The following is a 10,946-nucleotide window of genomic DNA, read 5'->3' on the forward strand; positions in this document are numbered from 1 at the left end:
AGAACCCATGACCAAATAAATTATTTTTGTTTCACTAATTCCCTTTAAAACAATGAAAAAAATCTGGCTTTTAATACTTTTTATTTCGGCACTTTTTTCCTGCAGCGATAATGATATAAACAATAAAAACCCTTATATCCCAAAATATCCTGTGAATTTAACAATAGACATGAATCTACCATCATACTCTAATCTAAAATATATGAGTAACGGCGTAATTATTTCGGGTTATGGTGCAAAAGGTGTTATTATATTTAATGCTGGAAGCGGCTATAATGCTTTTGATGCCGCATGTCCCAATCAGGCTTTAACTTCTTGTACTGCTATGACTATTAAGGGCATTAATGCCGTTTGTTCCTGTGATGATACTGAGTATAGTTTGTTTACAGGTTTGGGTGAAAAAGAATATCCTCTGATACAGTATCGTGTTGAAGTAAGCGGAACTATTATTCACGTTTATAACTAAAATCGAAAAGCCTGAAAATTTAAAACTTTCAGGCTTTGTTACTTTATTTTTTAAAATTTCAATGTCAGACCGACCAAGAAGTTAGTTCCTGCCTGCGGATAATAACCTACACCCTCCATAGTCTTAACAGCCGGAGGATTGGAATAATCATCATCGAAGGTGTAGAAAAACCCATTGCTTTCGTACTTTAAATTAAAGATATTATTGACTAAAGCCGATATCGTTATTGATTTGAAAACTTTATTTGTTTTGAATTCAAACGATGCATTAAAATCATTTACAAAATAACTATCCAGTTTTGAAAGTTCCGAATCTATATTTCCCATAAATTGTTCACCCACAAATTTAGATAATAACGATAATTGCAAGTTTTTAACTGGCATAAAAGTCAAACGATTTGCGGCAATTATATCAGGAGAAAAAGCGATATTGGTTTCTCCCAAATTTTGCAAAACACCATCTCTGGTAAAATAAAAATCTTTATTTTTATTCTGACTTAAAGTAACATTAGGCTGCAAAAACCATTTTTCTGAAAGCTTTAGTGTTGCATCAATCTCAATTCCTGCTCTGTAACTGTCACCACTATTGGCACGAAGAGGAGAGCCGACATCGTTTAATTCTCCCGTTAAAACCAACTGGTCTTTGTATCCCATATAATAAAAATTGGTATTGAGTTTAAAATTATCCGAATTGAATCTCCAACCTAACTCAAAATCATCTAATTTTTCCGGTCTTACGTTTCCGCCTTCATAATCAGTTCTGTTGGGTTCCCGATTGGCTTTGGCATAGGAAAAATAAAGTGTATTTTTTTGATTGATTTCAAAATTCAAACCTGCTTTTGGATTAAGAAAACTAAAACTGTCATCTACCAGTCCGGTTTCCAGACTATTGGCCTTGTACTGAACTGTTCTGTACTGCAAATCACCATATAAACTCAACTTTTTAAATAATTGATAATTGACTTTCAAAAAAACATTCCCGTCAACTTTTGTCGAAAAATCATCGTAATAATGATCTCCCAGCTCTGATTGTGATGCATATCTTGCCCAGATTACTTTTCCGAAATGGCTTCCTTCATATTTATTCCAGCCTTCTCCTAAAATAACATCCAGTTTTTCATCTTTATACTTTAATGAAAATGTTGCTCCGTAAAAATCATTGTCCAGCCATTTTTGGCGAATCAGATCAGTAGTTGTTACCGTTCCAACTGGCGTTAGACCGTAATCGCCCATACTGGCATCTTCTTTATAATTTTCATAATAGCCTTTTCCTTTGGTATAATGAAAAGCTAAATTGGTACTCCATTTATCCGTAAATGATTCGTTCCAGTGCAATTGATAATGATCCTGATTATAATTATCTGTTTCATTATCATAAAAACGGTCTTTACCCTCCTCGTCTGTAAACATACCTGCCGAGTTAAACCTACGGTTTTTCTTTAGAGTCACGCCATCAATTCCGTTCCAGGATTGGTATGTTTTTTCGGTTCCGCCAAAAACCAATGCTTTAATTAAAGTTGTTTTACCAACGTAACTTCCCTGCAAAAAATATGATTTTAAATCTGAACTTGCTCTGTCAATATATCCATCTGATTTAATAGTTGATAAACGTCCGGCCAATTCAAAATGATCATTTAGCAAACCTGTACTGAATTTCACGGTATGTTTGCGTGAATTGAAACTCCCGAAAGAATTTGAGATTTCGCCATTTGCTTTTGTAGCGTAATTATCTGTCAGCATGTTTAAACTGGCACCAAAAGCACCTGAACCATTCGTTGATGTTCCAACACCACGCTGCAATTGCAGACTTTCTACCGAAGAAGCAAAATCAGGCATGTTTACCCAAAATGTTCCCTGACTCTCGGCATCGTTATACGGGATTCCGTTTATGGTAATATTGACTCTCGTAGCGTCACTTCCACGTACACGAATACCTGTGTAACCCATTCCGTTTCCGGCATCAGAAGTCGTTACTACTGATGGAAGATAATTCATAAGAATCGGAATATCCTGACCCAAATTTCTGGATTTAATATCTTTTTTATCCAGATTACTAAAACTTACAGGTGTTTTTGTAGTGACACGAACGGCTGAAACCAATACATTATCGAGTTGATTGACTTTGATTGAATCCTGCTCTTCCTGAGCGAAAGAAGTTAGAGTAAAGAAAATAGAAGAAAGAAGAAAGAGAATAGATTTGTTGTTCAGCTTTGAACCTTTTAAAATAGTTTTCATCCGTAAAAGAATTACGAATAAAAGGGGGAATTATTCTTTTTGTTAAATTAATAAATGTGTTTCTTACGACAAAAATAGTTTGCACGCTACAATTTGTCGTTTTTTCCCTTAGCAACATTACTCGCTCAGGTTCTTTGGGTATGATCTCAGCTCGTTATTTAGAGCACCCCTTTGAGACAGCACAAAAGTAGTGCTAAAATATTTAAAATTCCAAAAATAAATTCCAAATTCCAAAAGCAGATACCTGAGTCCTGCTTAGAAATTTGGAATCAAAAAACAGAATCTAATCCAGGTTCGGTTTTTTTCGTAATTGTTTCCTATCCGAAACATTCTTCTTGTCCTTAATTCGTTTTTTGATTACCGCTTTTGGAATCTTAGTTGCTTTTCGAGCCTTTGGTACGAACAAAGCTTTTTTGATGATTTCTAAAAATCGTTTTATGACAATTTCTTTGTTTTTGAGCTGGCTTCTATCCTCATCACAATTTAAAATCAATATATTCTCAGAAGTTAAACGTGATCCTAAATTGTTTTCTAACAATAATTTTTGTTCTTGAGATAAAGCCTGAGAGGTTTTTAAATCGAAAGTAAGCACAACTTTAGAAGAGACTTTATTTACATTCTGTCCCCCTGCACCACTGCTTCGTACGGCCTTAAAACTTAATTCTGATATGATTTCCTCTAAATGCATTAATGGGGCTGGTGTGCCGGTTTTAATAAATCATTTACCGTTTTAACCGGATTGAAAGTAATCAACGGAACCGCCACAAAAATGGTTAACCAGTTTGACATTCCACCGTTCCATAATCCCGGTAATTCATAATTTTTAACTATTTTTCCTTCTGCACTTTTTTCAACAATAAAACCTGTTTTGTGATCTACAAAATCCGGTAAATTAAATTTTTCACCTTTATAATTTTTTGTACCACAAACCAAATCAACCGGATTAAAATGGGTAGAGTCCTCCATAATTGTTTTTTGCTTTTTATTGCTTAAATCAACTTGTGAACTTTCTACAATTTGTAGTGAGATTTCTCCTTTTTCATTTCTGATCCAAAAAGGCCCTCCTCCTGCTTCTCCTTCATTTTTAACCATTCCGCAAACACGAATTGGACGATCAAGAAGCTCTTTTATTTTAGTTATTTTATTTTCAAAAGTAAACTTATTAAAGTTGGGAGTCATTTCTATAGTAAGCTTTTGCATTAAAAAATCAACTATTTCTTCAACGTCCTGTTCTTTTATTTGTTGTTTTTCTATAGCATCCAGGTAACCAAAAACTTTTTGCTGGAATTCTATCAAAATTCCTGCTAACGCTTTTTTATATAACGTAGTTTTAACTATTTTATCCTGAATCACATTATCTATATTTTTTATAAAAATAATGTCGGCATCAATATCATTAAGATTTTCAATCAATGCACCATGTCCGCCAGGCCTGAAAATAAATGATCCTTTCTGACTTCTGAATACATTGTCTTTTATGTCGACAGCAATAGAATCTGTTTGTTTGTTTTGATATGAAAAACTAATATTGATCTGCGTTCCGGATTCTGATTCTACTTTCTCTCTAACTTCGGCAATAGCACTTTCAAATAATTGCTGATGAGCCTCTGAAACTGTAAAATGCAGATTAGATATCTTATTTGTCTCGGCATAATGCACGCATTCATTCAGGTGTTCTTCTATTGGGGTTGCAATGTGGGTCTTATATTTATGAAAAGGTATAACCGCTTTTGGTTTATTTGCAAAATCAAAATATTCAGAAGAAAGTAATAATTTTATAAAATAATAATTTTTATGGTCGCGGTCTAAGGCATCAAAATCAGGATATATTTCTTTGAGTTTTTCATATACTGCCTCAAAAAAGGGGAATTTATCCATTCCGACAATAAAAATAGACAAATCGTTGTCTTTATTTCTATTGATATAGGAATTAATTGTTTCTTTTTCAATATCATAATTATTCAAAAAAGCAATTAAAAACTTAAACATTCTGGTTGCAGCACCAGACGCCGGTATAAATTTACAAATTTTAAAACAGCCTTTATTTTTGTCAAAAAAAGCAGCTTGATGTTTAAAATCAGCATTTGACAAACTTAAAATCCCATTATTAATAGTAGCAGGTCTTATTAAATTACATTTGGAAATTCCTTTTTTTAAAATTTTCAACTGTTTCTGTATGTTTTCGAAGGGAATTCCGTGATTGTAAATTTCAACAAAATCAGCCGATGAAAATCCTTTCTTTTTAGCCCTTGTCAGATTATCAATAATCGCTATAGCTTTTGCCAGACGGCTTTCCTTATTGCCTGAAATTGTGACAAATTGCTTGTTGTTATCTATCAAAGTTTGTTTAAAAACAGAGAAAATAGTCTCTCTTTTGTTTAGATTGTCTCGAATATCATCTTTTTCCCAGGGAACATCAATGTCGGTCAGAAAAAATAAATCATATTCATGTGCAACAGCCGCTTGATCTAAAACTGGATTGCAATTCCCATAATATACTTCAGAGAAAACCTTGGTCACCATTAAATTAGTGTCACAAAAGAGGTATTTCTGAGCAGTATACAACTTTTCATTTTCTAACGCAACCTGTCCGTAGGCAATTGGCATCATGTCCTCTTCTGCACAAATTTGCTTGCTTGACTCCCATTTTTTCTGCAAATAATCCCTTGCAAATTCTGGAACCCATTCGGTTTCATAGTAATCTGCGAGTTGTTTTGCCAGTGTAGTTTTTCCTGTGCTTTCAGGCCCAAATAAGGCAATTTTTATAACACTTGTTTTTTGCTGTCTAAGATTTTTCTCCATTCTAAATACGCTGAAATAGCTAAAATTGTAAAAATTAAATATTGCAGTGCCAACATTCCTAAACCGCGATAAGCATAAAGCGGCACAACAATAATGTCACCTATAATCCAAAGAGTCCAGTTTTCTATTTTTTTTCGCGCCATGTACCACATTCCCGCAAAAAATATTCCCGATGAAACCATGTCAAAATAATTGTCGTAATGAATCTCATACTCAAAATATCTATAGATGCCGTAAATTACAAAAATGGTTGCGAAAAACAATAAAATTCCTATTATTTTTTCACTAAAATTTGTTCTGGTGATGGGTAAATCAGCATCAGCTTTCGATCCTTTTGCCCAAACGTACCAGCCATATACACTCATTATAGAGAAATAGCCGTTTATGATCATATCGCCAATATAACCTGCAAGATAAAGAAGATATACGGAAATTACTGTAGCTATTAAACCTGTTGGATAAACCCAGATATTCTCTTTTTTGGCCAACCAGACACTCAATATTCCGCAAACAAAAACCAAAAACTCTAAACCGATATGCCATAAAGGTGCGTTTTTATAACTATCTAAAAAAAAATCAATCATTTCTGGTTATCTTTTGGTTTGCTGCTACTTCAAAAAAATGGCTGTTGTTTTCAAAAGCTGTTCCGATTACTACTAAATCAGCACCTGCATTATAAGCGTCTTGAATTCCTTGTAAATCTGTAATTCCTCCTCCAACAATCACAGGTATCCTGATATTCTGAGCAACCAACTGAATCATTTTGAGTGGCACAGCATTTTTGGCTCCGCTACCGGCTTCTAAATACATTAATTTATTTCCCAACATTTCTCCGGCCTGGGCAGTAGCCAATACCAGATCTAAATTTTCGCGATTAAGCGGTTTCGTTTTGCTTACTCGGGCTACAGCAGTTTCATTACCGCTTTCAATCAAAATATAACCTGTCGAAATTACTTCTAGATTTGTCTTTTTAAGAATCGGTGCAGCCTGAACCTGATATTCAATTAAATAATCAGGATTTCGACCTGACAATAAGGACAAAAATAATATAGCATCAGCCTGTGGTGAGATTTGCGAAGGATCACCCGGAAATATAACAACGGGTAAGTTTGTTTTTTGTTTTAGCTGTGTAATTAAATCTTCTAAAATTGTAGCTTTTACAATGCTTCCTCCAACAAATATATGTGTTGCGGGAGATTTATTTATTTTTAGTAATAAATCATCTAATTTTTCCCATTCTATTTTATCAGGATCCAAAAGTATAGCCAGCAATTTCTGTTCATTGCTTTTCGCTTCTAAAATCTGCTGGTGTATATTGAGTACTTTTTGCTGCATAACGAGCGTAAAAGTAAAAGTTTTTTCATGTAGAAGAACTATCCTGAATAAATTATATTTGCATAATGGCGTTAATTAATCAAAAGAAATAATCATGATTGCGACCGAATTATTAGAAAAATATGGAGCTGTGAAGAAATTCTTCAATAAAAGTGATGTTGTTTTTGAAGAAGGAAATTTAGCTACTTATTATTATCAGATTATTTCAGGTGAAATAAAAATGAGTAATTATAACGATGACGGGCGTGAATGTATTCAGGGTATATTTTAAAAAGGACAATCCTTTGGAGAACCTCCTTTATTCTTAGATAAAAATTATCCCGCCAGTGCAATAACTTTTGAAGATTCAGAAATTCTTGTTCTTTCTAAAAACAATTTCATGACGCTGCTGGAAGAAAACCCGGCAGTAAGTATTCGGATCATTCAAAATTTAGCACAGCGATTATATTATAAGTCGGTTATGGCTACCGAAATTTCGTCACAAGAACCGGAACACAGAGTTTTAAAACTTATCGATCACGGAATTCCGTATTTTAATTTTCAGAAAGATTCAAATGGATTTCTGATTAATTTTACCAGACAGCAAATTGGAGATTTAACCGGATTACGGGTAGAAACGGTTATCAGAGCAATTAAAGCCTTAGAGAAAAAAGGCGAATTGAAAATCATAAATCGAAAAGTATACCGATAAAAAAGTTTCGGTTTTATGATTTAAATCATAAAACACAGCGGTATAGTGCATGTACCTTTGTTGGTATACAAAACTCAATATCATGACACTATACCAATCAACATTCGACATTTTTAATAAAAACTTCATGGGTTCTGCAGCAATGGCTGTAATTGGACAAAGCTGTTTAGGAGGCGCTGCTGCCATGTACGTTTTATCGAACGGAACTTCAATCCTGCAAATGATTCAGCTGGCAGTTATTGTTTTAGCCTGTATCTTTGTGAATACTTCCATTTTGGCGCAAATGAAACACAAAGTGATTTTTAACCTTTTGATCCTCAGCTCAGTTTTAAGTGTAGTATTCATTCTTGCCAACACCTTATTTCTGTGAAGAAGCAAATAGAAAACAGAAATGATCTATCTTTTTTGGTACATCAGTTCTATGATAAAATAAGAGCCGATCAGAAAATCGGCTTTTATTTTAATGTTATTATAAAAGACTGGAATGCAAATATGGAAAAGCTGACCGGTTTTTAGGAAACCAATTGGTTTGCCATGCAGAAATACAAAGAAAATCCGCTGGCTGCTCACAATGAAGTTGATGCCCATTTTGAAGGCAAAATCACTTCAAATGAATTCGGAATCTGTCTAAACTACTGGTTTTAGACTTTAGACGAACATTTTGAAGGAGAAAATGCAGAAACACTTAAAAGACGTGCCAGAAAAATGGGAACCTTTTTATTTATGAGCATGTTTGAGTATCGCAAAAAAGGGAATGAAGTTTAAAATTATAACACAAAGTGTGGTTAAACCCTGACCGATAACTAATTTCTCTCAAAAGCATAAACCAAAGTAAAATTACCTTCAAAATTATCTGATCGTATATTCTTATAGTGCACATCAAAATCTTTTACCAAATCATCAAAATGCAGGCTCGCTTTTGTTTGGGGCTTATTTAATGAAAAGTTTTCTACGCAGATATGATCTTTAAAACTGATTCCTTTTTCGTTTCTGATTTTAAAGATTGCTTCTTTTGCTCCCCAGATTACAGTTAGTTTTTTCACATACTCGTCTGTCAAATGTGATTGTAAATAATTGCATTCATAATCAGTGAATTTATCGGCGATGCGAATAATTTTTTCGCGTTGCAGTTCCATATCAATTCCAACCGTTTCATGGCTGATAATAATGGCAGCAAAATGGTATGAATGTGTGATGGAGATATAATTATGACAGTCGAAATACGGTTTTCCGAATTCATCATAATGCAGATCCTTGTCTGTAAAACCCATTTCCTGAATCAGCATCCGCACACTCAGAAAAGCGCGCTGGTGCATTTGGGATTTCATTCCGTCCAGTCTTTTTTGGGTTTTCTCTTTTAAGACAACTTTGCTTACTAGTTCCTCAAAAGATTCTGTTATTTCCCAAATTAAAATTTTAGTAGTTTCGTTGAACTGAATGGTCTGAAATAAAGGCATTACTTTTTAATTATAAATTGTAAAATGGTTGATTACTATTTTGAAATAAACTTCTTTATTAAATATCTGGTGTTTATAGCCCTGATGGAAGCGGCATCCTTTTGTGGTCCCGTTCTTTACGGAACCACAAAAGATACAGCGGACAGCAGGATTAGCTTCTAAAAACCATTATTTCTAACATTCTAAAGATTAATAAATTAAACATTTCATAAATCTGACGGAAAGTAGTAAAATTCAAAAGCTATTATGTAAATTTGCAAAAAATTATACATCTACAAATATAATATAAATGAGTACTACAACTACGCCTTATGTGGCTTTCAAAGTAAAAGATATTTCTCTGGCTGCCTGGGGAAGAAAGGAAATTGAACTGGCTGAGGCTGAAATGCCAGGTTTAATGGCACTTCGTGCTGAATACAAAGACGAACAGCCTCTTAAAGGTGCCCGTATCGCAGGATGTTTGCACATGACGATCCAGACTGCAGTTTTGATCGAGACTTTAATCGCTCTTGGCGCAGAGGTTACCTGGTCTTCTTGTAACATTTTCTCTACTCAGGATCAGGCTGCTGCTGCTATTGCTGCTGCCGGAATTCAGGTTTATGCCTGGAAAGGTCTTGACGAAGAATCATTTGACTGGTGTATTGAGCAAACTTTATTCTTTGGTGAAGACAGAAAACCATTGAACATGATTCTGGATGATGGTGGAGATTTAACAAACATGGTTATCGATCGTTTCCCGGAATTGGTTCCTGGAATTAAAGGTCTTTCTGAAGAAACTACAACTGGTGTTCACAGATTGTACGAAAGAGTAAAAGCCGGAACTTTGCCAATGCCTGCCATCAACATCAACGACTCTGTTACTAAATCTAAATTTGATAACAAATACGGATGTAAAGAATCTGCTGTAGATGCGGTTCGTCGTGCAACTGACTTAATGCTGGCTGGAAAAAGAGTAATCGTTTGCGGATATGGTGATGTTGGAAAAGGAACTGCTGCTTCTTTTAGAGGTGCAGGATCTATTGTAACGGTTACTGAAATCGATCCAATTTGTGCCTTACAAGCTGCAATGGACGGTTATGAGGTTAAAAAATTAAACACAGTAATTGCTAATGCTGATATCATCATTACCACTACGGGAAACAAAGATATCGTTCTTGGAGAGCACTTCGAGCAAATGAAAGACAAAACTGTTGTTTGTAACATCGGACACTTTGACAACGAAATTGACATGGCCTGGTTAAACAAAAACCACGGTGCGTCAAAAATCGAAATTAAACCTCAGGTTGACAAATACAACATCAACGGTAAAGATATCATCATTTTGGCCGAAGGTCGTTTGGTAAACCTTGGTTGCGCTACTGGTCACCCAAGTTTTGTAATGAGTAACTCATTTACCAACCAGACTTTAGCTCAAATCGAATTATGGAACAACAGTGCTGCTTACAAAAACGAAGTGTATATGTTACCAAAACATTTAGATGAAAAAGTGGCTGCTCTTCACTTAGCAAAATTAGGTGTTGAACTGGAAACTTTACGCGAAGATCAGGCTGCTTATATTGGTGTTCCGGTTGAAGGTCCTTTCAAACCTGAATATTACAGATATTAGATTGTTTTTAGATTTCTGATCTTAGATTTTAGATTCTAAATCTGGATTTCTTAATTAATTCATATTTCAAACCCGACAAGTTTTAAAAGCTGTCGGGTTTTGTTTTTTAATCTAAAATCTAAAATTATTAGGGCGTGCCACCATCCCGATAAGAGGGCAAACTTACATTGTGGTTATTTGCCCTCTTATCGGGATGGTGTCGGGCTATCCGCACTACTTCGGTAGTCTGCTGCTATCCCAATGTCATTAAGTTAAGACATAAATAGATAAAAACCATTGGGTTACGAACCTAAATTAGGTTCTTTGTAATTGACAAAAAAACAAACCCAATGGTAGAAGCAAATATAAAAATAAT

Annotated in this window: 10 protein-coding genes and 1 pseudogene; 5 read left to right on the top strand and 6 right to left on the bottom strand. The window is 34.5% G+C overall.

Translation table 11 applies throughout. The features are described 5' to 3' along the window. The first annotated feature begins 52 nt into the window (after positions 1–52). Positions 53–466: a Rieske (2Fe-2S) protein gene (locus DMB65_RS20500; RefSeq protein ID WP_110308492.1), complete on the top strand. Its 414-nt coding sequence runs from the start codon at positions 53–55 to the stop codon at positions 464–466. Between the two features lie 50 nt (positions 467–516). Here the strand turns inward: DMB65_RS20500 and DMB65_RS20505 are convergent, their stop codons facing one another. The 5 genes from DMB65_RS20505 to DMB65_RS20525 all read right to left on the bottom strand — a co-directional run bounded on the left by DMB65_RS20505 (position 517) and on the right by DMB65_RS20525 (position 6,837). Further along, entirely contained in the window at positions 517–2,700 is a 2,184-nt protein-coding gene (locus tag DMB65_RS20505) for a TonB-dependent receptor (protein ID WP_110308493.1), read from the bottom strand. 283 nt (positions 2,701–2,983) lie between these two features. Then, positions 2,984–3,388 carry an alternative ribosome rescue aminoacyl-tRNA hydrolase ArfB gene (gene arfB / locus DMB65_RS20510; protein ID WP_110308494.1) on the bottom strand — a complete coding sequence of 135 codons (405 nt, stop codon included), beginning with the start codon at positions 3,386–3,388 and terminating at the stop codon, positions 2,984–2,986. Then, a complete protein-coding gene (locus DMB65_RS20515; protein WP_110308495.1) occupies positions 3,388–5,502 on the bottom strand; it encodes a DUF4301 family protein in 2,115 nt (704 codons plus the stop codon). The genes arfB and DMB65_RS20515 overlap by 1 nt, the downstream gene beginning before the upstream one ends. Further along, a complete protein-coding gene (gene pnuC / locus DMB65_RS20520; protein WP_110308496.1) occupies positions 5,463–6,086 on the bottom strand; it encodes a nicotinamide riboside transporter PnuC in 624 nt (207 codons plus the stop codon). Before pnuC ends, DMB65_RS20515 begins: the two co-directional genes overlap by 40 nt. Next, entirely contained in the window at positions 6,079–6,837 is a 759-nt protein-coding gene (locus DMB65_RS20525; RefSeq protein ID WP_110308497.1) for a geranylgeranylglyceryl/heptaprenylglyceryl phosphate synthase, read from the bottom strand. Before DMB65_RS20525 ends, pnuC begins: the two co-directional genes overlap by 8 nt. Before the next feature lie 94 nt (positions 6,838–6,931). On the opposite strand from DMB65_RS20525, the pseudogene DMB65_RS20530 reads away from it, so the two are divergent. From DMB65_RS20530 to DMB65_RS22720, 3 genes and pseudogenes are all read left to right on the top strand, one after another. Further along, a pseudogene (locus tag DMB65_RS20530) lies at positions 6,932–7,528 on the top strand (Crp/Fnr family transcriptional regulator). 82 nt (positions 7,529–7,610) lie between these two features. Next, a complete protein-coding gene (locus DMB65_RS20535; RefSeq protein ID WP_110308498.1) occupies positions 7,611–7,898 on the top strand; it encodes a hypothetical protein in 288 nt (95 codons plus the stop codon). Next, positions 7,895–8,044 carry a globin family protein gene (locus DMB65_RS22720; RefSeq protein ID WP_394336125.1) on the top strand — a complete coding sequence of 50 codons (150 nt, stop codon included), beginning with the start codon at positions 7,895–7,897 and terminating at the stop codon, positions 8,042–8,044. Before DMB65_RS20535 ends, DMB65_RS22720 begins: the two co-directional genes overlap by 4 nt. 287 nt (positions 8,045–8,331) lie before the next feature. Here DMB65_RS22720 and DMB65_RS20545 read toward each other — a convergent pair whose 3' ends face one another. Continuing rightward, entirely contained in the window at positions 8,332–8,985 is a 654-nt protein-coding gene (locus tag DMB65_RS20545) for a 4'-phosphopantetheinyl transferase family protein (protein WP_110308499.1), read from the bottom strand. Between the two features lie 289 nt (positions 8,986–9,274). Between DMB65_RS20545 and ahcY the strand changes: the two genes are divergently transcribed. Continuing rightward, on the top strand, positions 9,275–10,591 hold the full coding sequence (gene ahcY, locus DMB65_RS20550) for an adenosylhomocysteinase (RefSeq protein WP_110308500.1): 1,317 nt from the start codon (positions 9,275–9,277) through the stop codon (positions 10,589–10,591). Positions 10,592–10,946 lie beyond the last annotated feature (355 nt).

Source organism: Flavobacterium cheongpyeongense, assembly GCF_003202435.1.
Taxonomy (GTDB): Bacteria; Bacteroidota; Bacteroidia; order Flavobacteriales; family Flavobacteriaceae; genus Flavobacterium; species Flavobacterium cheongpyeongense.

What these genes read in the sequence shown, in the direction of transcription:
- DMB65_RS20500 (WP_110308492.1), top strand. Translation starts at nt 53, where the DNA reads ATGAAAAAAATCTGGCTTTTAATACTTTTTATTTCGGCACTTTTTTCC.
- DMB65_RS20505 (WP_110308493.1), bottom strand. Translation starts at nt 2,700, where the DNA reads ATGAAAACTATTTTAAAAGGTTCAAAGCTGAACAACAAATCTATTCTC.
- arfB (WP_110308494.1), bottom strand. Translation starts at nt 3,388, where the DNA reads ATGCATTTAGAGGAAATCATATCAGAATTAAGTTTTAAGGCCGTACGA.
- DMB65_RS20515 (WP_110308495.1), bottom strand. Translation starts at nt 5,502, where the DNA reads ATGGAGAAAAATCTTAGACAGCAAAAAACAAGTGTTATAAAAATTGCC.
- pnuC (WP_110308496.1), bottom strand. Translation starts at nt 6,086, where the DNA reads ATGATTGATTTTTTTTTAGATAGTTATAAAAACGCACCTTTATGGCAT.
- DMB65_RS20525 (WP_110308497.1), bottom strand. Translation starts at nt 6,837, where the DNA reads ATGCAGCAAAAAGTACTCAATATACACCAGCAGATTTTAGAAGCGAAA.
- DMB65_RS20535 (WP_110308498.1), top strand. Translation starts at nt 7,611, where the DNA reads ATGACACTATACCAATCAACATTCGACATTTTTAATAAAAACTTCATG.
- DMB65_RS20545 (WP_110308499.1), bottom strand. Translation starts at nt 8,985, where the DNA reads ATGCCTTTATTTCAGACCATTCAGTTCAACGAAACTACTAAAATTTTA.
- ahcY (WP_110308500.1), top strand. Translation starts at nt 9,275, where the DNA reads ATGAGTACTACAACTACGCCTTATGTGGCTTTCAAAGTAAAAGATATT.